We start from the raw sequence: 20,455 nt of genomic DNA on the forward strand, positions 1-20,455 counted from the left end.
GTAGCCTTTCTGTTCAGCGTCACGCCGGGGGGCCGTCGTCGCGCTAGAGATCGAGGCTCGCTTGCGTCTGACCGAACTGCTCCGCCGCGGATGGCTTTCGATGGTTCTGGTCGCCGTGATGGTGGCGACGCCGGTCAGCGCGCCGGTCATGACCGCCCAGGCCCAGGTGAACCCGACCTACGCCTCCATCGTCGTGGACGCCGAGACCGGCGAGGTGCTGTTCGCCCGCTATGCCGACAGCCGCCGCTATCCGGCCTCCGTCACCAAGGTGATGACCCTGTACCTGGCGTTCGAGGCCCTGGCCGAAGGCCGGGCGCGGCTGGATGACCGGCTGACCATCTCGCCGCGCGCCGCCAGCCAGCCGCCGTCCAAGCTGGGCCTCGCCGCCGGCCAGACCATCTCGCTGGAAGACGCGATGAAGGCGACGGCGGTGCGCAGCGCCAACGACATGGCCGTGGCCATCGCTGAACACATCGGCGGCTCGGAAGCGCGCTTCACCGCCCAGATGACCCTGAAGGCGCAGGAGCTGGGCATGACCCACACGCGCTATGTGAACGCCAACGGCCTGCCCGACGCGCGCCAGCTGACCACCGCCCGCGACCTGGCGGTGCTGGGCCGGGCGGCGATGCGCGACTATCCGCAGTACTACCGCTTCTTCGGCCTGCACGACTGGAGCTACAACGGCCGCAACTACCAGAACACCAACGGCCTGCTGCGCACCAACTCCGGCTATGACGGGCTGAAGACCGGCCTGACCAACGCCTCGGGCTCGAACATCATGGCCTCGGCCGTGCGCGACGGGAAACGCATCATCACCGTGGTGCTGGGCGGCCAGTCCTCGGCCAGCCGCAACGCCCATGTCGCGGCCCTGACCGACACCGGCTTCGAGGTGGTGCGCCTGCGCCGGCAGGGCGAGCGCATCCAGGTGGCCCAGACCTTCTTCGAGCAGCGCGGCTTCGGCAATACGCCCAGCAGCGGTCCCCTGCCCCCCGGCGCCGGTCCGGTCCAGTACGCCCAGATGAACGACGACAACGAAGACGCCAGCATCACCGCCATCCTCAACGCCCGCACCACGACCGCCCCGCCGGCCGCCGCGCCGCCGGCTCGGACACCGCCGCGCGCGGCCCCGGCTCCGGCCCGCCCCGCGCGTGAACCGGCCGGCCGCTGGACCGTGCAGGTCGGCGCCTTCCGCGACGAGACGGTGGCCCGCAACTGGCTGACCGAGGTCGGCCGCCGCTACTCGCGCCAGTTCGCCAACGCCGAACGGACGGTGCAGACCGCCTCCGGCTGGTATCGCTCGCGCTTCACCGGCATGACCGAGGCGGGCGCCCGCGCCGCCTGCGAGGCCCTGACCGAGCGTCGCTGGGACTGCACGGTGATCGGGCCGAACTAGAACAGGCTTTGATCGGGGGGCTGAGCCTTGCTCGCCAGCCTTGCTCGCCATCCTTGCTCTTGGCGCGCTTTTCCCCTATACGCGCCCGCTTTCCAGGGCCTCGGTCCCGGTGCGGAGCTCCAAAGGGTTCGGGAAGTCATCCCGGCCGCCGCCTCGGGAACCATCGTGGAACGGACTACCCGGTCCGCCCGCGCCGGCGCCCACAAGGGAGAATACCGCATGGCTCTTTACGAGCACACGGTCATGACGCGCCAGGATATCTCGGCGCAGCAGGCCGAAGCGCTGAACGACACCATCAAGGGCTTGATCGAGGAAGCCGGCGGCTCCGTCGCCAAGATCGAGTACTGGGGTCTGCGCAACCTGACCTACCGCGTGAAGAAGAACCGCAAGGCTCACTATTCGCTGCTCGCCGTCGACGCCCCTCCGGCCGCCATGGCCGAAGTCGAGCGTCAGCTGTCGATCAACGAAGACGTGCTGCGCTGGCTGACCGTCCGCGTCGAGGAACTCGACCTGGAACTGTCGCCGCTGCTGGCCCGCCGTGAACGCGAGCGCGAGCGCGAGCGTGAACGCGGTCCCCGCGAAGACGCTGCTGTCGAAGCCTAAGGAACCCGGAACATGACCGATACCACCGCCCCGACCCCGGGCGCGCCGGCCGGCTCCGGCCCGGCCCGTCGCCCGTTCTTCCGCCGCCGCAAGGTGTGCCCGTTCTCCGGCCCGAACGCGCCGAAGATCGACTACAAGGACGTCAAGCTGCTGCAACGCTACATCAGCGAGCGCGGCAAGATCGTCCCGTCGCGCATCACGGCTGTCTCCCAGAAGAAGCAACGCGAGCTGGCCAAGGCCATCAAGCGCGCGCGCTACCTGGCCCTCCTGCCCTACGTGGTGAAGTAAGATGAAGGTCGTTCTGCTGGAACGCGTCGATAACCTCGGCGCCATCGGCGACGTCGTCACTGTCAAGGACGGCTTCGCTCGCAACTTCCTTCTGCCGCGCGACAAGGCCCGCCGGGCCACCGCCGCCAACCTGAAGGCGTTCGAACTCGACCGCGCCGCCATCGAGCAGCGCAACGAGAAGAACAAGGCTGACGCTCAGAAGGTCGCCGACAAGATCGACGGCCAGACCTACGTCATGATCCGTCAGGCCGGTGAAACCGGTCAGCTGTACGGTTCGGTCGCCGGTCGCGACGTCGCTGAAGCCGTCCAGGCTGAAGGCGGCAAGGTCGAGCGTTCGCAAGTCGTGCTCAACACGGCGATCAAGACGCTGGGCGTCCACGAAGTGCTGGTCCGCCTGCACGCCGAGGTCTCGGCCACCGTCAAGATCAACATCGCCCGTTCGGCCGACGAAGCCGAGCGTCAAGCCAAGGGCGAGGACGTGATCAAGTCGGCCTACGAGGAAGACCGTGAAGCCGCCGCCGAACAGGCCGCGGACATGGTCGCCGGCGGCGCCGGCCAACAGGACGGTCTGGGCAGCGAAGCCTAACACCGTTACTGGTGCCTGAAAGACACGGCGGCGCGGGGGCGACCCTGCGCCGCCGTACTTTTTTCCGGCCTGCGCTTGACGCATTTATGACGCATCGCAATATCGCATCTGCTCATCGAGACCGGCTGAGGGATAGGCCCTTTGACGTCGGGGCAACCTGCGGACCTCCGTAAGGTGCCAACTCCTTCGGGACCCCTCCCCGGGTCGCGGCAGATGAGAGCCCGGTCGAAGCCGGACTCCCCCCATCTGTCACCGCTGGCGTTCCTGATGATGCAGGAGACGACGATGCGTGCTGACAAGACCAACGCCCTGACCGTTCTCACCGCCGAGGCCCGTGCGCCGCGTACGCTTATGTGCCGCGGCCTTTCGATGCGATGTCGCCGTTCGCTGTAATCGGCTGACCCGCCGGGCGCACCGCCCGAACTGACCAAAGACATCGCCAGCCCGGATCCCCGGCGATCGCTGCGTGCGACGCCGACCGGAGAGCTGCGCCTCATCGAGAACGAGACATCCCCATGACCGCGACCACCCGCTTCCGCTTCACCCTGTTCGCCGCCGCCTCGGCCACCGCCCTGCTGGCCGGCGCCGCGAACGCCCAAACGACCCCGCAATCCGCCGAACCCGAAGCCACCGAGATCGGCGAGATCGTCGTCACCGGCACCCGCGTCCCCAACCGCTCGCGTCTGGACACCCTGGCCCCGGTTGACGTGGTGACCCAGGAAGACCTGCAGAACCGGGGCACGACCGAGCTGGCGGCCGCCCTGGCCCAGTCCGTGCCGTCGCTGACCTTCCCGCGCCCGGCGGTGGTGGACGGCACCGACTCGATCCGCCCGGCCACCCTGCGCGGCCTGTCGCCCGACCAGACGCTGGTGCTGGTCAACGGGACGCGCCGCCACGCCTCGGCGCTGGTCAACGTCAACGGTTCGGTCGGCCGCGGCTCGGCCGCCGTGGACCTGAACACCATTCCGTCCGGCGCGCTGGATCGCGTCGAGGTGCTGCGTGACGGCGCCTCGGCCCAGTACGGCTCGGACGCCATCGCCGGGGTCGTCAACCTTCGCCTCCGACAGGCCCGCGAAGGGGGCGGCGCGACCGTCACCTTCGGACAGTACAACACGACCATCGACACGCCCCGCGCCGGGAGCCGGGATGAGCAGGACGGCGGCACCGTCACCGCCTCGGCCTGGCAGGGCTTCGGCCTGGGCCAGGACGGCTATCTGACCCTGAGCGCCGAATACCTGCAGCGCGACCCGACCAATCGTTCCGATCTGGACCCGCGCGTGACCCCAAACGCCATCACGGCCCGCTTCGGTGACCCGCAGGTCGAGCAATGGACCGTCTTCGCCAACGCCGGCGCCCCGCTGGGCAATGGCTGGGAGGCCTATGGCTGGGCCGGCTTCCAGGATCGCGACAGCGAAAGCGCCGCCTTCCCGCGTCTGGCCTCCAATGTGAACAATGTCGCCGCCCTCTATCCCGACGGCTTCCTGCCCAAGATCGCCGTCAACTCGCAGGACCTGTCCGCAGCCGGGGGCCTGCGTGGCTCGATCGGCGGCTGGGACGCCGATGTGAACCTGGTCTACGGCCGCAACGCGCTGGATTTCCGCACCGAGAACTCGCTGAACGCCACCTATGGCGCGGCGTCGCCGACCAGTTTCGATTCCGGCTCGCTGATCTATGACCAGCTGGTGCTGGGCGCCGACCTCGCCCGCCAGTTCGAGATCGGCCTGTATGCGCCGCTGAACGTGGCCGTGGGTCTGGAGGCCCGCCGCGAGACCTATGATATCCAGGCCGGACAGCCGGAATCCTGGAATCGCGGCCCGCTGGGCTCGAACACGGCGCTAGCCGGCGGCGCCCAGGGCTTCCCGGGCTTCCAGCCGTCCAACGAGGTGGACGAGGACCGCACCGCTGTCGGCGTCTTTATCGATGTGGAGGCCCCGATCACCGAACAGTTCACCGTCGCGGGCGCCGTTCGCTACGAGGACTATTCCGACTTCGGCACCTCGACGACTGGCAAGATCTCGGCCCGCTACGACTTCGCGCCGTCGTTCGCCCTGCGCGGCTCGGTCTCGACCGGCTTCCGGGCGCCGTCGCTGCAGCAGTCCTTCTTCACCTCGACCAGCTCCGTGATCCAGAACGGCGCCGTGGTCGAGACCGGCACCTTCCCCGCCACCAGCGCGGTCGCCAGCCTGCTGGGCGCGCAGCCGCTCGATGCCGAGACCTCGGTCAACTACACGGTCGGGGCGGTCTACCGGCTGGGTGACTTCAACCTGACGATCGACGCCTACAAGATCGACATCGAGGACCAGATCGTCCTGTCGGAGCTGATCAACCGCAGCTTCAGCCCGCAGGTCGCCAGCCTGCTGGACCCGCTGGGCGTCCAGGCCGCGCGCTTCTTCCTGAACGGGGTCGACACCACCACCAAGGGGATCGACATCGTCGGCCGCTATCGCCTGGGCACGGAGCGTTTTGGCGACTGGGACTTCACCGTGGCCGCCAACTTCAACGATGTGGAGGTGAAGCGCCTGCCGACCTCGTCGTCCGTGCTGAACCCGGTGCCGCCGCTGTTCGCCCGCAGCCGTATCCTGACCATCGAGAACGGCACGCCGGACACCAAGATCTCGGGAACGGCGGACTGGAGCTATGGCCGTTGGGGCGTGACCGCGCGGGCCACCCACTACGCCAGCGTGCTGCAGCCCGGTTCGACCGCCGCGGCTGACTACGCGACCGGCGACAAGGTGGTGGCCGACTTCGAGGCGCGCTTCCAGGCCAGCGAGCGGGTCGCCCTGTCGCTGGGCGTGGACAATGCGTTCGACGAATACCCGGACGCCGTGCCGGTCTCGCTGAACAGCAACGGCGTGCTGGGCTTCCCCTTCTACTCGCCGTTCGGCTTCAACGGCCGCTACGTCTACGCCCGCGTGGCCCTGAGCTGGTGATCCGATGAGCGTCAGTCCCACGAAGCGCGCGCTGCTTCTGGGCGGCGGGGTGGCGGTCGCGGCGGCTTCGGTCGCCGCGACCGCGCCCGAGGCCGCGGCCCAGGTCGGTGACGAAAGCCCCCTCAGTCCCTGGGGCGCGCATCCCAAGCCGCCGCCCGACCCCCTGCCCCGCGGCGTCGAGCTTCCGGCGTCGCCGCGGCCTTGGACCGAGATCAGCAGCTACCACGCCCACATCTATTTCGATGAGGACACGGCCTATCGCGCGGCCCGGCTGCGCGACTGGGTCATCCACCGGTTCCGGGTGGAGCTGGGCGAGTGGAACGAGGGACCGCGCGGCTCGCACACCACCCCGTCCTTCTATTTCGGCTTCAGTTCGGATCAGGTCCCGACCGTGATCCCCTGGTTGATGCTGAACCACCTCGGACTGAAGATCCTGATCCACCCGAACACCGACGACCCTTACGCCGACCATCTGATCAACGCCCTGTGGATCGGCGACACCCAACCGGTGAACGCCTTCCGGATGCCGAGGTCTGCGACGGCGGCGGGCGGAGACATCGAACGGATTTACCCGAACACCCGACCGACCCTGCCGCTGGAGACCTGACCTGGAGATCGCCATCTGACGACGCGAAAGCCCCACGCAACGTATGGTGGTTCTTGCACGTCCTGAATAGGATGCAGGGCGGAGGGGGCGAGCCCCTCATTTTGGAGAGGGTGGGATGCGTCTGTCTGTTCTCGGTCTTGGCCTCGCCTGCGTTGGCGCAGCGGGATGTGCGACCACGCCGCCGCCAGCCACATCCCACGTCGCCGTGATCCTGTGGCCGCGCTCCGACGCCGGCTGCGATTTCGAGAATCCGGATCGGGGAATCGCACTGGCGATCAACACCGACAGGACCGACGCGTCGGTCGTTGATCACCGGTCAGACGAACAGGCCAGCGCCACCTACAGGGTCCGGAGCGCCCAGATCCTGTACCGCCCCGTTGCGGGGGACCGCTTCTGTCTGACCGTCCTGCGCGGCCCGACCCTGGGCCACAAGGACGCGGTGTCCGGGTTTGATGTCCGGTTCGTCGAGAGCTCCCGGGCGGAGATCGCTCCCGCCTATGCCCGACTGGACCGACCGTTGTTCAGACAGCGCGGGTCCGGCGAGGTGAAGGTCGGCATCGCCTTAGTCGCGGGCCGCCAGTCGGCAGGCGGACGGCAAACCTTCGGACACGTAAGCTTCGATCTGGGCCCCGTGGGGCGTGGCGCAAACCAACGCTCCGGCGCGCCCCTGATCCTCGACCTGCCCGAGCCCGGCCCGCGGGAAACAGTGACGCTGGGCGCCGTCATCCGGGAGGCAGGCGAGGATCAGTCGCCGGTCATCCCCGCCGATCTTATCGACCGGGCGCTGACAGATCGCGCCGGGTGGGATTGAGCGACGGCGCTTGCGGCCCTGCCCTGACCCACGAAAAGCCGCCCTTCGTGGCGCCCGCTGGAGACCTCAAGTCATCAGCCGTTGAAAACTTCTGGGCGAAGCGTTGCCATGGGTAGGTCGAGACCCTAACTGGACCGTCGGAGACCTCCCCATGCTTCGTCTTGTATCAGCCCTCGGGCTCGCGTTTCTCCTGTCGCTGTTCGCCACGACCGCCGCCGAGGCCATGACCGTGCGCGAGTTCCTGTCCATCGCTGACCGCCTGCCGCAGAACGCCACGGCGGCCCTGCGCCCGGACGGTCGCCGCCTGATCAACGAGGTCTCGACGTCGGTCCATGCGGTCAAGAACGCCCAGTTCGCGGACGAACGGGCCGGTCGGCAGCCCGACTACTGCATCCCCGCGCGCGGCACCGGGATCACGCCGGAAGCCCTGATCGCGCGCTTCCGGGCCCTGCCCCAGAACCGCCGCGACATCACGGTGCAACAGGCCATCCGCGAATGGATGATCGAGCGCTGGCCCTGCGGCGGCTGACCGTTAACTGATCCGTCTGCGGAATTCGGGACTGCCCACAGTCCCCGCGATTTGTCCCCGGCAACCGGTACGACCAGGAATGACGCAAGGCGCGTGTAAGGGCATGACATCATGACCATGAACGCCTTCGCTCCTTCCGCCTTCAACGACGCACCGACCATCGCGTCCCTGCCCCACAACCTCGAGGCCGAGCAGGCGCTGCTGGGCTCGTTGATGTTCGACAATGCGGTGTTCGAGCGGCTGAGCGACCGGCTGCGCGGCAGCCATTTCTACGAGCCCTTCCACCAGCGCCTGTACGATGCGGTCGAGGATCACATCCGTCAGGGCATGCTGGCCGAGCCGACCATCCTGATGGAGCGGTTCAAGCAGGACCCGGCGTTCCAGGAGTTCGGCGGCCTGCGCTACCTCGCGGACCTCGTCGACCGCGCCCCGCCCGCGGCCAATGCGCCCGACTATGCCCGGGTGGTCTATGATCTGGCCCTGCGCCGCGACCTGATCCGCATCGGCGGCGAGATCATCAAGGACGCGCCCGACCCCGAACGCCCGGCGGAAGACCAGATCGAGCAGGCCGAACAGACCCTGTATTCGCTGGCCGAGACGGGCAAGCCGTCGTCGGGCTTCGTCAGCTTCTCCCACGCCCTGTCGGGCGCCGTGCAGATGGCGGCGGAAGCCTATCAGCGCGACGGCAAGCTGGCCGGTCTGGCGACCCAGCTGGATGATCTGGACCAGAAGCTGGGCGGGCTGCACCCGTCCGACCTGCTGATCCTCGCGGGCCGCCCGTCGATGGGCAAGACGGCGCTGGCCACCAACATCGCCTTCAACGTGGCGCGCAGCTATCGCTGGGAGCCGACGCCGGAGGGCCGCAAGACGGTCTCGGGCGGGGTGGTCGCCTTCTACTCGCTGGAAATGAGCGCCGAACAGCTGGCCATGCGTATGCTGGCCGACGCCTCGGGCGTGTCGTCGGACAAGCTGCGCAAGGGCGAGATCGACGCCTCCGACTTCGGCAAGATCCGCGACGCGGCGGTGGAGATCGGCGAAAGCCCCCTCTACATCGACGCCACCGGTGGTCTGTCGATCTCCAAGCTGGCCGCGCGCGCGCGGCGCCTGAAGCGGATGGACCACGGGCTGGACCTGATCATCGTCGACTACCTGCAGCTGGTGACCACCGGCGAGAACAGCCAGAAGAACCGGGTGCAGGAAGTGTCCGAGATCACCGGCGGCCTGAAGGCGCTGGCCAAGGAACTGTCGGTGCCGATCATCGCCCTGTCGCAGCTGTCGCGTCAGGTGGAACAGCGCGAGGACAAGCGGCCCCAACTGTCCGATCTGCGGGAATCCGGCTCGATCGAGCAGGACGCCGACTGCGTGATGTTCGTGTACCGCGAAAGCTATTACCTCGGTCGCGCCGAGCCCAAGGAAGGCACCGAGGAACACCTGCAGTGGCAGCAGGACATGGACCGGCTGGAGCACCAAGCGGAAGTGGTCATCGGCAAGCAGCGTCACGGCCCCATTGGCATCGTGAAGCTGGCGTTCGACGCCAACACCACCCGCTTCGGCAACCTGGCCCATGGGCAGGGCGGCTACAACAGCGACTACGAGTGACACACACCGGCGATTGACGCCGCGAAAACACCCGGCCTAAAGGTGAACCCTGTTGCCCGAGTTGGGCAAGTTGGGGGAATCTATGAGAATTCTGGTCTGCGCGCTGGCCGCGCTGTCTGTTGCCGCGTGCGCGACGGTCGAGCCGTCGCCGAATGCGCGTCCGCTGAACGCACAGCATATCGAAACGCTGGGCGCGACGCCCGTAGTGGTGACCGAGAACAACAATGGCGTGATGAAGAGCTGGTTCCGGCAGGACTCCTCGGCCGCCGCGGCCTCGCAGGGCCTGCTGGGCGTGCTGGTCGGCGCCGCCATCGACGGCATCATGAACTACACCCCGTCGCGCCGCGCCCGCAGCGCCGCCGACGAACTGGCGGAAGTCATGCCCGCCGAGGCGCTGAATGAATCGCTGGTGCGCAATTTCGCGCGCGAGATCGAACAGGGCCAGCCCGGCGGCGTGAGCCTGGAAACCGTGCGCACCGCCCAGAAGCTGACCGCGCCGGGCGTTGTGGATGACGCGCTGGAGGTGACCACCTCCTATCTGCTGTCCGAGGACGCGACGACGCTGCAGGTGTCGGTGACCCTGACCTATGAGAACGCCGCGATCCCGTATGTGACGCCCTACACCTTCGAGAAGACGCCGGAGGCCGAACTGACCGGCCCGCTGTACCGGAACACCTTCACCTACAGCTCGCGCCAGCTGCCGGTGCCGACCCTGACGCCCGAACTGCGCGAGCGCCTGATCGCCTCGATCCGCGAGAACGCGCTGGACGAACAGGGCAATCCGCCGGCCGAGGGCAGCGACGCCTTCAAGGCGATGAACAAGGAGCTGGAGGAAGCCGCCAACGACCGTCTGACGAAGGCCGAAATCTCGATCTTCCTCGCCCGCGAGTGGACCCGCGACAACGGCGCCCTGCTGCGCGGCGAGATCGAGAACGCCCACGCCTTCATCGCCCGCTACGCCGTGCTGGACATGAACCGCACCGCGATCCACAGCCTGACCGGCGTGGACGAGCTGGTCGAGACCCTGCCGGACGGCCGCACCGTTCGTCGCGTCGGTCCGGGCGCCGGAGCCGGTTCCTACGTCTCCCTGCCCGGCGAGGTGTCGGACTTCGTGACCTATGGCAACGCCGCGGCGATCGCCCAGGTCAACGAGACCCGCATCCGCAACCTGCAGGAGCAGGCGCGCGCCGAACGCGCCGGCGCCCGGTGAAGGCCCTGCGCCTCGCCACGGCGGCCCTGGGCCTGACGCTGCTTTCGGGCTGCGTCACGGACCCGGGGTACAGCCCGATGGATGCGTCGAAGAACAAATTCTACGGCTACACCGACGCCCTGAACGGCGCCGGCGGCTACACCATCCGGGTCGCCTTGCCGGAGGGGGTCCAGGACCCCCGCTCGGCCTTCGCCCACTGGGAACGGCGGGCGGCGGAGCTTTGCGGCCCTGCCGGCTATCGCAAGCAGGTCCACACGGCCCGCCGCAACATGCTAATGATGCCCGGCTATTCGCCGACGGGTTTCAGCTATGAGGTCATCGGCGACGCCTATTGCACCGATCCCTCGGTGCTCCGCACCGAACCGGCCGCGCCCGTTGAAGCGCCGGTCGAGGCCGCAGCTCCGGCGGCGAACTAGGCGCCACGGCCGCCCGGCGGGACTGCAGCGCGGTCCCGCCGACGCCGTGAAGCGGCCTAGACAGGCTGACTTGCCAGAACAGCGTCTGCCGCCCGACGACCGATGACGAGCTGGATCGCTACCCAATTCCGAGAGCTGCCCAACTCAGCGTCGTCAAGCCGGCGAACCGCGCGGGCGAAGAGGTCATCGAGACGATCGTCATCCCCGGCGATGGCGGCCAGCATCATGAGCTCTTCCGTCCCGGCTGCGTCCAGAACCGCCGGATCCGCCAGCAGGTGATCGAGCAGGGCGCGGGCGTCCGCGACGGCGCGGCGCTCCAGTAGCTCGGGAACCAGCAGCTTCAGCTGGAAGTCGATCTGGTGACCGGTCAGCCAGCTGGGATCAGGTCGGCGACCTGCGCGAAGCTCAAGGCGGTAGCGATCCCGCCCCGCCAGATAGCCGTTGGACAGGGCTTCCTCCGTAGCGCCCAGCCGATAGAGCTGTTGAACGGGCTCCGTTCCGAAGCCGTTCGCCATCTCGGCGGCGATGGCGGGCGACAAGGCTCCCGCGTCCTGACGATGCTGCAGCCGCTCCGTCACGGCGAGCGGGGTCAACCGCGCCCCCTCCCGCGCCGCCTCCAGTGCAGCCTCCTGATCGCCCGCGACGACCAGAAGCATGGACGCCGCGGCCAGATCGTCGGTCCGGGCCTCGATTTCCCGTTGCGGGTCCCGCCCCTTCGCCAGCAGCGCCTCGGCGGCCCGCTTCGCCTCGCCGGACGCTCCGGCGGCGGCCAGGGCTGCGACCTCGTCCTCAAGCCACAGCGAAACCTCGTCGTCCGCGGTGATGCCGTTGGCGAGGGCGGTCGCCGCTCCGGCCTCGTATCCGGCGAGCAAACGCGCGCGACTGATTTCCCGGCGGATGCCCGGGACGTGATAGCCGCGGGCCCTGTCGCCGCCCGACGCCAGCCACGCATCCGCCGCGTCTGCGTGACCTGACCGGGCAAGCTGGCTGGCGAACGACGCTCTCTGGTCCGCCGTCCAGCGGCGCTCCATCGGGGCCTCGGAGATCAGCCGGCGAACATCCTCATCCCGCCCGCTCCGCGATGCGGTCGCGATCAGGCTCTGGCGACGCTCCAGTAACGAGATCGGAGCGCTCAGGGCGATAGGCCAAAGCCAGTCAGCGCGCGCATCCCCCGGCAAGCCGCTGTCGTAGAACTCAACCTCGCCGAACAGATCCAGCACGGCCTGCGCCTGCGTGGGCGACAGGGCGGGGCGTTCTCCGCGACTGATCCTCGCGGCCAGGCTCACGACATCCCGGTCGCTGCGGGGAGCCGCTTCGGCAGCGGCCTCGACCGCGCCGGCAGCGATCCGGTCAAGCAGATCGATAGACCGGTTCTGGTTACCTGCCATCGCCACCTCAGCGACGCACCTGTTCGGATCGGGCGTCCCGAGACAGGCGCCGTACCGCTGGTCGACGGACGATTGGCTCGCCATCATCGACAGGCTCGCAAAGGCCGCAGTCCAGATCATTGCATCCCCCGGCAACTACCCGGGCAAGCTGCCATGCGGCGCGAAGGCTCGTAAAGCCGAGCTTTGCGGATCAGTCGTTGCTCACCGCATCTCCACCCGCCGCGCGTCCGCCGGGATCGACAGCTCACCATTCACGAACTGCGCCGCGCGGCCGTCGATGCGGACGGTCGTTGGCGCCGTTTCGCCCGTGGGCCATTGCACGACGAAGCCGCCGGGGGGCGTGACGCCAGGCGCGATCGTCAGGACATGGCCGCGACGGTCGGCGCGGAAGCTGTAGGTCAGGGGGCCGTAGGCTGTGCGGACGGCGCGAATGCCGACCCCCTCCCCGGCCAGCCAGCGCGTCGGAACGCCAGCGGCCAGAACCAGCGCGTGGTCGCGATCGCGCTCATAGACCAGCATGTCCATGACCGAGCGGATGTAGTCCGAGCTGATCCACGCATGGGGCATGTCGCCGATGAAGCGGGGCTCGCGTTCCTCGCGGCCCACGACCTCGGCCCAGCCGTTCCAGGCGCGGGGGCGCAGGTCGGCGAAGTAGAAGTCCAGCGCCCGGATCGCCTCCTCGCGCCGCCCCAGCCGGACCATGGCCCCGACATTGCGCAGTTCGTAGGGGGTGTAGTCCTTCCACGCCTGACGGTTCTCCTGCCGGGCGGTGAAGTTGTCCCACCACTTGTCGAAGGTGCCCTGCAGCAGCTCCGGCGGCAGGTCGTCGATCAGGCCGCCGGGCGACAGGCCAATGGTGGTCGAGGTGGCGTCGAAGTCGCCCCGGTCGGCGGCGCCGGCGATCCAGTCGATGCCGTGGACGCTGGCCGTGGCGCTGATCGAGGCCATCACGTCGGCCTTGAACTGGGCCTCCGAGGCGCGGAAACGGGCGGCGGCGTCCGCGTCCCCCAGGGTCTCGGCGATGAAGACGGCGTCGGCGTAACCGCGCAGGCCCCAGAAGTCGTCCCAGTAGCTGTAGGCCGGACGGTCCGAATAGCCTTCGTGGCTGATGGTCGGGGGCAGCAGGCCGAAGAGGTGGCGCTTGTCGGCCGCCTCGAACTCGGCCGTGCGGGTCGAGGCGCGCAGCTCGTCCATGTAGCGGATGGCGCCCTGCACCTGCGGCCAGGTGGCGCGCAGGGCCTCCAGATCGCCGGTGTAGCGATAGGTCTCGGCGGCGAGGAAGACGAACTCGCCGTGGCTGTCGTTCTCGGGCACCGGATCGGCGCCGCGGGCGTCGACGCAGCAGGGCACCTTGCCGTTGTCGAAGACGTAGGGGGCGAACCAGCGCAGATAGTCGGCCGACAGCTCCGCATGGCCCAGCCGGTTCAGTCCCTCGGCCATCATGGCGCCGTCGCGGATCCAGCTGCGGTTATAGCTGCGCGTGCCCGGCTGCAGGATCGGTCCCTGACGCGACATCAGCATATGGGCCAGCGAGGACTTCATCACCGCCTCGACCGGCCCGGCCTCGGGCGGCAGGGTGACGTCGAACCGGTCCAGCTTCTCGCGCCAATGGGCGGCCGTCTCGGCCTGACGGGCGGTGAAGAAGGCGGCCGGGTCGTCCGACCCTTGCGTGTCGTAGACATACAGATGGTCGCGCGTCAGCGGCGACATGAAGCCGAAGGTGCGGGTCTCGCCCGGCGCCAGCGTCACCTCATAGACGAAGGCGCCCGAGGCCAGACCGGTCGGATCGACCACGGTGCGCCCGCTGGTGCGACCGGAGGCGAGCAGGCTCTGCGGGTCGGACCCGGCGGCGAAGGTGGAGGCGACGTAGCGGTCGGGCGTCACGATGGGCCGAACCGTGGCTCCGCCCGGCAGCGGCAGCACTCCGTGGTCCTGCCAGGTCATGCCCTCCAGCGGCGCCACGCCGCCGGGGGTGGTCAGGAACTGGCGCGGTCCGTTGACCTGGAAGGGCCGCGCGGCCAGCGCCAGCGTCAGGGTCCGGGGCCGGTCCGAGGTGTTGCTGAGATCGTAGCGGCCATAGATGGAGGGCGGACGCCGCCCGCCTTCGGTGAAGGCCGTCGTCTTCAGGGTCCAGCCGTCGCCGGTCCAGAGCACCGATGGAATGGGCAGGTCGCCGTCCGCCTGCGACTGGGTGATGTTGACGTCGGCCCAGGTGATCAGCCGCCCGTTCTCGAGGATGAAGGGCTCGACGGTCTGGCCGCCGCGACGCAGCTCGATGGCGCCGTCCTCGCTGATCAGCCCGCTCTCGCCGCCACCATCGAGACCGACCAGCGTCCAGTAGGGCTGTTCGCCGTGGAAGCCGCGCGGATAGAGGCCGCGACGGCTCTCGGCCGCCACCGCCATCATGAAGGTGGTGGGCGTCTCGCCGAAGGATAGGGGCTCGATCTCAAGCCCCGTGAGGGCGTAGGCGTTGGCCGCCGCCTGCCCCAGCCGCTGGCCCGCGCCCGCCTGACCGACGACGCCGCTCTCGTCGAGCGGAGCCAGCAGGTCCAGCCGCAGCCAGCGGGCCGAGGCTTCCGGCGTACGCAGCCAGTCGGCCCCGCCGTTGCCGTCGGTCACCGCCGCCAGCTCGCGCCAGTCGCGACCGTCGGACGAGGCCATCAGGCGATAGGCGGACGCCGCCATCCGGTCGGCCCAGCGCAGGGTCAGGCCGCCGAACTCGCGCTCATAGCCGAGGTCCAGCGTCAGGCTCTGCTCGCCGGCCGCAGTCGTACGCCAGAAGGTCAGGGGGTCGTCGTCCACCGCGCGGGCGGCGAGGTTCAGCCCGTCCTCGCTGGTAGCGCTGGCGACGGGGCGCGGCGGGACCGAGGGCTCGGGCGGCAGCTCGCGCAGCTCCAGCTGGTCGACCTCCAGCCAGCCCTGCCCGCCCTGCCCCGCCGTGACCACGAACTCGATCCGGGCGGCGCCGCGGAAGGTGCGGTCCGGCTCCGGTCCCCACGCCCAGATGATCTGGCGCTTCTTGATGACGTAGCGGGTCCACTCGCCCTGCGCCTCGAAGCGCTGGATCTGGCGCCAGTGGACGTTCTCGCCCGAAGCGTCGGTGAATTTGATCTCGAGCGTATTGGGCAGCATCTCGCCGCGCGCCCAGAAGCTGATCTCGTAGTTCTCGGGCACGCGCAGATCGAGGTCGCGGGCAGCGAAGGCGTAGCCCGAGCGACCGTTGAAATCATAGGTCAGCCGCATGGCCTTGCCGTCATGGCCGGGCGCCTCGGAGACCGCCGAGGAGACGTCGGTGGAGGCGTCGGCGGCCCACGGGGTCAGGGTCTCGAAGGCGTCGAGGGAGCGGACGGTCTGGGCCTGCGCTGCAGTCGCCAGAGCGAGGGCGGCGGTGGTGGCCAGAAGGAAGGTGCGCATATCGATACTCCGCTCATCCCGGCGAAAGCCGGGACCCAGTTCTGTCCAGCGTAACGCCGGCGTTGGGGGATCAGCCTCGGTGCGACCCCGGTCCCGCTCCATCACCCAAAGCACTGGGTCCCGGCTTTCGCCGGGATGAGCGGTTCGTTTGGTTCAGCCCTTCACGCTGCCCGCGAGCATGCCGCGGATGTAGTAGCGTTGCAGGGCGAGGAAGAGGGCCAGCACGGGGGCGACGGTGATGACGGCGCCGGCCATCATCATCTCGGCGTCCTGCACATGCTCGCGGGACAGGGCCGCCAGCGCCACCGGCAGGGTGTAGTTGGACTGGTCGGTCAGGATGATCAGCGGCCACAGGAAGTCGTTCCAGCTGCCCAGGAAGACGAACAGGGCCAGGGTCACGATGATCGGCTGCATGGTCGGCAGAACCACCTTGCGGAAGATCTGGCTCTCGGAGGCGCCGTCCACGCGGGCGGCCTCCAGCATCTCGTCGGGGATGCTGAGCGCATACTGGCGCACCAGGAACAGGCCGAAGATGGACGCCAGCCAGGGCACCAGCGCCCCGGCGTAGGTGTTCACCAGACCCACGGACTTCAGCATCAGAAATAGCGGCAGGGTGCCGATCTGGGCGGGGACGACCAGCGCCGCGACCAGCAGCTGGAACATCCGCTCGCGGCCCTTGAAGCGCAGCTTGGCGAAGGCGTAGCCGGCGGGGACGGTGAAGCCCAGCGCCAGCACTGTCGCCAGCGTCGCCAGGGCGAAGCTGTTCCACATGTAGCGGCCCATGCCCTGGGTCACGAACAGGTCGCGGTAGTGCTCCAGCGTCCAGGTCTTCGGCCACAGCGGCGGCGGGAAGGCGGCGGCCTCTCCGGTCGACATGAAGCTGACTGAGACCATCCAGGCCAGCGGGAACAGGACCGCCAGCGCGATCAGGGCGACGGCGAGGTTGAGGGCGATCGCGCGCGGCTTCATTCGTAGGCCCCCACCTTCTTCGCGACGGCCAGCTGCACCAGGGTGACCGCGAGGATGCAGATGAACAGGACGAAGGCCACGGCGCTGGCGGAGCCGAGGTTCCACCATTTGAAGCCCTCTTCGTACATGAAGTAGAGTACTGTCACGGTCGACTGGGCGGGGCCGCCCTGGGTCATCACATAGGGCTCGGCGAACAGCTGGAAGAAGCCGGCGACCGAGATGATCGAGACCAGCAGCAGGGTCGGCGCGATGGCCGGCAGGGTCACATGGCGGAACTGCTTGAGCGGTCCGGCGCCGTCGATGCGGGCGGCCTCGTAGAGGTCATCCGGCACGGTCTGCAGCACCGCCAGGAAGATCAGCATGTTGTAGCCGAAGGTCTTCCACACCACGAACATCAGGATGGCCGGGATGGAGGTCGAGGGATCGCCCAGCCAGTCCACCGGCGGAATGCCGAAGGCGCCCAGCGCCCAGTTGATGACGCCATAGCGGGTGTGGAGCATGTAGTTCCACAGCACCGCCGTCGCGACCAGGGTGGTGACGAAGGGGGCGAAGAACATCACCCGCCACAACGGCCGCCACTTGATCACACGGGCGTTCAGGATGACGGCGGCGGCCAGCGAAGCGCCGATGGACAGGGGCACGCCCAGGACGGCGAACAGGCCGGTGTTCTTCATCGCCCCCCAAAACAGGGGATTGGCGAACAGCCGCTCATAGTTCTGCAGGCCGACGAAGCGCATGTTGCCGATGTCGGCCAGCGCATAGATGTCGAAATCGGTCAGGCTGAGCAGCAGGGCCGCGAAGACCGGGATGGCGAAGAAGACGCCGATGGCGACCAGCGCCGGGGCGACAAAGCCCCAGGCGGCGCGCTCGCGCTTGCGCAGGGATGAGGTGATGGCCGTCATTGCGCCCTCCCCTGTTCGATCATCCAGCGGCGCTTCTCCAGCAGGCGGTCGACGCGGCGGTCGATCTCGGCGGCGGCGGCGGCGGGGGTGAACTCGCCCCGGACCATGCGTTCGGCGACGATCTGCATCTCGGTCACGATCCGCTCCCACTCGGGCGCCTTGGGCACGGCTTTCGCCCGGGCCAGCTGTCCCTTGAACGCGGCGATATAGGGGTCGTTCGCCACCGTCGGCGCGGCCCAGGCGCTTTCGCGCGCGGGCAGATTGCCGGTGACGCCGTTGAAGACGGCCTGGATGCGGGGCTCGGACAGGTAGCGGACCAGCTTCCAGGCCGCCTCCTGATGCCGCGACGAGCTGTAGACGACCAGCGACGAACCGCCGGGCGCCGAAGCGCCGGGACCGGTCGGACCGGGCACGCCCGCCGTCATCCACTGCACGCCCGGCGACAGGCGATCCCTGAAGTCGCCGATGGTCCACGGGCCGGAGAAATAGAAGCTGAACCAGCCGCGCTCGAACTCGGTCCAGACGTTCGAGATCTGGGTCGAGGAAGCGACGGGAGCCAGCCCCTCATCGAACAGGCTCTTGTAGAACTCCAGCGCGGCGATGAAGGACGGGCTGGCGAAATTGCCCCGCGTGTCCTGATCCTTCAGCAGCGGCTGATCGCCCTGCAGGCCGAAGGTGAGCAGTTGCTCGAACTCGTTCAGCGGCAGCAGGACGGCGTATTTGTCCGGGCCGACCACGCGCTTGACCGCATGCATCGCCCGTTTCCACTCGACCCAGTCGCCCGGCATGGCCTCATAGCCCGCCTGCTTCAGCAGGTCGGTGCGGTAGAAGATCAGCCGAGTGTCGACGTACCAGGGCGTGGCCATGGCCCGGCCATTGATCCGGTTGGTGTCGAGCACCGCCGGGAACTGGTCGGTCAGCAGGTCGTCGGCCTGGGGCGGCAAAGGGCTGATGGCGCCGATGGCGGTCATCTCGGACACCCAGGTATTGCCCACCTGGCTGACGTCCGGCAGCGAGGCGCCGGCGTAGGCGGTCAGCAGCTTCTGGTGGGCGGCGGTCCACGGCAGGGCCTGGACCTCGACCCGGATGTCCGGGTTCAGCCGCTCGAACTCCGGCAGGATCTGGCCGACGTTGGTGGCCTCGGAGCCCATGGCCCAGAAGCGCAGGCGGGTGCGGCCGTCATCGCGCCCGCCACAGGCCGACAGGCCGGTCGCCGCCGCCCCGGCCATCAGGCCGAGCGCCGTCCGTCGATCCGGCCGAAACAGGCTCATGCGTTATCCAGCCAACCGCCGGTGAAGCCGGCGCGCTTCAGGCCGCGGATCAGGTTCGGCTCGCCGTGCATGGCCTTCCAGACGATCTCCGAGCGATGGTTCTCGATCTGGATGACGATGGGGCCCTGATCGATGCCCAGATAGTCGTCGGCGACCCAGCCGATGCCCGGCAGGATCTTGCCGTGCTGGAGCGGGCCGTCGCGCTCGGTCAGGGTCGGGTTGAAGGCGTCCAGGAAGCCGTAGCGGGTATAGACGCCGGCGCCGTAGCGGGCCTTGACCGTGTTCAGCCAGGTCAGGACGTGATCCGGAGCGAACGGCAGCGAAGCCAGGGCGGCGGTCGGGGCGATGGTGCCGTCGTCGCGGTCGCCGGGGCCGCGCGCCGAATAGCTGAAGAACTCGCGCTCGCGACCGTCGATCACCTGACGGAAGTCGCCCGGGCCGTCGCAGGCGGTCAGGCCCCAGACGTCCTGCGAATAGCCGGCCCAGCCCATCGGATTGTCGACGGCGTACTTCCGCTGCGCCTCGACCGCGCGGACGCTGTTCTGGAAGTAGTCGAAGCCGGGCATCTCGGCCTGCTGGTCGCGCATCCACTGGTCGTGGATGCCGCGGAAGTCGATGTACATGTGGCTGAACTCGTGCCCGAACAGGGGCGCGAAATGCAGGTGCTTCGGCCCCCAGCGGTCGGTCCAGCTGTGGTCATAGACGCTGCACCACTCGTCCCAGACCGTGGTCGGGGCCGGATGGGTGGGGCTGCCGATGGCCAGCAGCAGCACGACCATGCCCTCGTTGTAGACGTTCCAGTCGGCCGGGATGAAGCCGGTCTCCGGGTGCCAGCCCATGGTGATGCGGTTCGGACGGACGACGGCCCAGTCCCACTCGACCCGCTCATAGACGGCCTGCGCCCGCTCGCGGATCTCGCGCTCGGCGGGGTGGTCGCCGTCGAACCAGCGGGCGGCGAACAGCATGCCCGCGATCAGCAGGGCGGTGTCGACGGTGGACAGCTCGGTCGTGCCGAAGCGGTGGCCCGTCTCCATGTTGATGAAGTGGTAGAAGAAGCCCTTGTAGCCGCCGTTGCCGGTCGGCTCGGGGCCCTGCGGCAGCTCATGGAAGAAGCGGATGGTGGTCAGGGTGCGCTCGCGCGCCTCCTCGCGGCTCATCCAGCCGCGTTCGACCCCGATGGGCCAGCAGGTCAGGGCGAAGCCGACGGCGGCGACGGACGAGAAGGACTCGGTCGGCCAGCGGTCGGGCGTCAGGCCGTTGCGGCGGTTGGTGACATGGACGAACCAGTCAAAGGTCTTGCGCTGCAGATCCTCGAAGCCGGGGTACAGCGTCCGGCCGACGGGCGCGGCGATGCTGGTCGTGGGCATGGTGGCGCACCCCGCCGCGGCCAGCGCCGCTCCGGCAAGGGTTGATCCCATCAGGAAACGTCTGCGGTTCATCGGGATCACCTCATACTCGGAATACACGGATCATAAAAAATCGGCCGCCCCCGAGGCTGGGCTTGGGGGCGGCCGCTCAGGCTCAGAAGATTGTAATGCC

General features: G+C 68.7%; 17 protein-coding genes and 1 riboswitch. Of the genes, 11 read left to right on the top strand and 6 right to left on the bottom strand.

The genetic code is table 11. The features are described from left to right. Positions 1 to 100 precede the first annotated feature (100 nt). The 11 genes from ACFQQC_RS17485 (at position 101) to ACFQQC_RS17535 (ending at position 10,972) form a co-directional block, all read left to right on the top strand. Complete coding sequence (locus tag ACFQQC_RS17485) at positions 101 to 1,393, top strand: D-alanyl-D-alanine carboxypeptidase (RefSeq protein ID WP_376863827.1); 1,293 nt, start codon at positions 101 to 103, stop codon at positions 1,391 to 1,393. 219 nt (positions 1,394 to 1,612) lie between these two features. Next, positions 1,613 to 1,996 carry a 30S ribosomal protein S6 gene (rpsF, locus tag ACFQQC_RS17490; RefSeq protein WP_376863828.1) on the top strand — a complete coding sequence of 128 codons (384 nt, stop codon included), beginning with the start codon at positions 1,613 to 1,615 and terminating at the stop codon, positions 1,994 to 1,996. 12 nt (positions 1,997 to 2,008) lie between these two features. Further along, complete coding sequence (gene rpsR, locus ACFQQC_RS17495) at positions 2,009 to 2,284, top strand: 30S ribosomal protein S18 (RefSeq protein ID WP_092311918.1); 276 nt, start codon at positions 2,009 to 2,011, stop codon at positions 2,282 to 2,284. 1 nt (position 2,285) lies between these two features. Continuing rightward, positions 2,286 to 2,870 carry a 50S ribosomal protein L9 gene (gene rplI, locus ACFQQC_RS17500; protein WP_376863829.1) on the top strand — a complete coding sequence of 195 codons (585 nt, stop codon included), beginning with the start codon at positions 2,286 to 2,288 and terminating at the stop codon, positions 2,868 to 2,870. Between the two features lie 109 nt (positions 2,871 to 2,979). Then, positions 2,980 to 3,090: riboswitch (SAM riboswitch) on the top strand. A 295-nt stretch (positions 3,091 to 3,385) separates the two neighbouring features. Then, a complete protein-coding gene (locus ACFQQC_RS17505; protein ID WP_376863830.1) occupies positions 3,386 to 5,800 on the top strand; it encodes a TonB-dependent receptor plug domain-containing protein in 2,415 nt (804 codons plus the stop codon). Positions 5,801 to 5,804: 4 nt separating this feature from the next. Further along, positions 5,805 to 6,407, top strand: a complete 603-nt coding sequence (locus tag ACFQQC_RS17510; RefSeq protein ID WP_376863831.1) for a DOPA 4,5-dioxygenase family protein — start codon at positions 5,805 to 5,807, stop codon at positions 6,405 to 6,407. Between the two features lie 115 nt (positions 6,408 to 6,522). Further along, on the top strand, positions 6,523 to 7,218 hold the full coding sequence (locus ACFQQC_RS17515) for a hypothetical protein (RefSeq protein ID WP_376863832.1): 696 nt from the start codon (positions 6,523 to 6,525) through the stop codon (positions 7,216 to 7,218). A 151-nt stretch (positions 7,219 to 7,369) separates the two neighbouring features. Continuing rightward, positions 7,370 to 7,747 (top strand): hypothetical protein, encoded by a 378-nt coding sequence (locus ACFQQC_RS17520; protein ID WP_376863833.1) that lies wholly within the window; start codon positions 7,370 to 7,372, stop codon positions 7,745 to 7,747. A gap of 117 nt (positions 7,748 to 7,864) precedes the next feature. Further along, positions 7,865 to 9,346, top strand: coding sequence for a replicative DNA helicase (locus tag ACFQQC_RS17525; RefSeq protein WP_376863962.1), 1,482 nt, complete (start codon positions 7,865 to 7,867; stop codon positions 9,344 to 9,346). Between the two features lie 82 nt (positions 9,347 to 9,428). Next, positions 9,429 to 10,556 (top strand): hypothetical protein, encoded by a 1,128-nt coding sequence (locus ACFQQC_RS17530; RefSeq protein WP_376863834.1) that lies wholly within the window; start codon positions 9,429 to 9,431, stop codon positions 10,554 to 10,556. Further along, positions 10,553 to 10,972 carry a hypothetical protein gene (locus ACFQQC_RS17535; RefSeq protein WP_376863835.1) on the top strand — a complete coding sequence of 140 codons (420 nt, stop codon included), beginning with the start codon at positions 10,553 to 10,555 and terminating at the stop codon, positions 10,970 to 10,972. The genes ACFQQC_RS17530 and ACFQQC_RS17535 overlap by 4 nt, the downstream gene beginning before the upstream one ends. Positions 10,973 to 11,028: 56 nt before the next feature. Here the strand turns inward: ACFQQC_RS17535 and ACFQQC_RS17540 are convergent, their stop codons facing one another. The 6 genes from ACFQQC_RS17540 to ACFQQC_RS17565 all read right to left on the bottom strand — a co-directional run bounded on the left by ACFQQC_RS17540 (position 11,029) and on the right by ACFQQC_RS17565 (position 20,355). Next, entirely contained in the window at positions 11,029 to 12,480 is a 1,452-nt protein-coding gene (locus ACFQQC_RS17540) for a hypothetical protein (RefSeq protein WP_376863836.1), read from the bottom strand. Positions 12,481 to 12,561: 81 nt separating this feature from the next. Continuing rightward, positions 12,562 to 15,774, bottom strand: coding sequence for a discoidin domain-containing protein (locus tag ACFQQC_RS17545; RefSeq protein WP_376863837.1), 3,213 nt, complete (start codon positions 15,772 to 15,774; stop codon positions 12,562 to 12,564). Between the two features lie 153 nt (positions 15,775 to 15,927). After that, positions 15,928 to 16,743, bottom strand: a complete 816-nt coding sequence (locus ACFQQC_RS17550) for a carbohydrate ABC transporter permease (RefSeq protein WP_376863838.1) — start codon at positions 16,741 to 16,743, stop codon at positions 15,928 to 15,930. Next, on the bottom strand, positions 16,740 to 17,645 hold the full coding sequence (locus tag ACFQQC_RS17555) for a carbohydrate ABC transporter permease (RefSeq protein ID WP_376863839.1): 906 nt from the start codon (positions 17,643 to 17,645) through the stop codon (positions 16,740 to 16,742). Before ACFQQC_RS17555 ends, ACFQQC_RS17550 begins: the two co-directional genes overlap by 4 nt. Then, positions 17,642 to 18,916 (bottom strand): sugar ABC transporter substrate-binding protein, encoded by a 1,275-nt coding sequence (locus tag ACFQQC_RS17560; protein ID WP_376863840.1) that lies wholly within the window; start codon positions 18,914 to 18,916, stop codon positions 17,642 to 17,644. Before ACFQQC_RS17560 ends, ACFQQC_RS17555 begins: the two co-directional genes overlap by 4 nt. Continuing rightward, positions 18,913 to 20,355 (bottom strand): glucoamylase family protein, encoded by a 1,443-nt coding sequence (locus ACFQQC_RS17565; RefSeq protein WP_376863841.1) that lies wholly within the window; start codon positions 20,353 to 20,355, stop codon positions 18,913 to 18,915. Before ACFQQC_RS17565 ends, ACFQQC_RS17560 begins: the two co-directional genes overlap by 4 nt. Between the last annotated feature and the right edge of the window lie 100 nt (positions 20,356 to 20,455).

Source organism: Brevundimonas sp. GCM10030266 (assembly GCF_042666595.1).
GTDB lineage: Bacteria > Pseudomonadota > Alphaproteobacteria > Caulobacterales > Caulobacteraceae > Brevundimonas.